At 58.0% G+C, this 865-nt stretch carries 1 pseudogene; it reads left to right on the top strand.

From position 1 onward, the window contains the following. Positions 1-35 precede the first annotated feature (35 nt). Positions 36-853: pseudogene (locus QCE63_RS35515) on the top strand (IS5 family transposase). Positions 854-865 lie beyond the last annotated feature (12 nt).

Below are 865 nucleotides of genomic sequence, written 5' to 3'. Positions count from 1 at the left end.
TTAACCTTGAGCATCGTAGCGATGAGATCGAGGGCATGGATAAGCCAATCATTGACGACGAATTGTGGAAAAGAATCGAGCATTTACTCCCGCAGCCGAAGGCTCGACGCGAGAAGTATCCCGGCCGAAAGCCGGTACCCGATCGCGCGGCATTGAACGGCATTGTGTTCGTGCTACGTACAGGACTGCGCTGGCGCGACCTGCCCGCCGAAATGGGTTGCGGCTCCGGCGTGACGTGTTGGCGTCGGTTACGCGACTGGCAGCAAGCCGGTGTATGGGACCGATTGCACGAACTGCTGCTCGCCGAGCTTCGCGGCGCTGGCCAGATCGATCTTTCGCGAGTCATCGTCGATTCATCCTCTGTTCGCGCGATTGGGGCGGGCCAAAAACTGGGCCAAACCCCGTAGATCGTGCGCGACCAGGATCCAAACACCATGTCGCCACCGATGCGAACGGGGTGCCTCTCTCGATCATCCTCACAGGGGCCAATCGCCACGACATCACTCAACTGTTGCCGCTCATAGACGCGATCCCAGCTATTCGTGGCATCCGCGGGCGACCCTTGCAAAAGCCGCAGGTCGTCTACGCTGACCGTGGATAAGACTCGGAACCACACCGGCAGAAGTTGCGCGATCGCGGCATTAACCCGATTCTCGCGAAGCGGCGCGCCGTTCACGGATCTGGCCTTGGAAAGTACCGCTGGGTAGTCGAACGCACGCATGCATGGTTCCATAACTTCCACCGTCTTCGAATCCGCTACGAACAACTGGCGACAATGCATGAAGCCTTCCTCAAACTCGCTGCCTGCATGATCTGCTGGAATACTCTTCAACGATCTGCTCAGGCATTTTGAAACCACCTCTTA

The sequence above is a fragment of the Caballeronia sp. LZ065 genome (genome assembly GCF_031450975.1).
GTDB lineage: Bacteria > Pseudomonadota > Gammaproteobacteria > Burkholderiales > Burkholderiaceae > Caballeronia.
The sequence above is the reverse complement of the archived record's forward strand: the minus strand, read 5'-3'. Positions and strand labels throughout refer to the sequence as shown.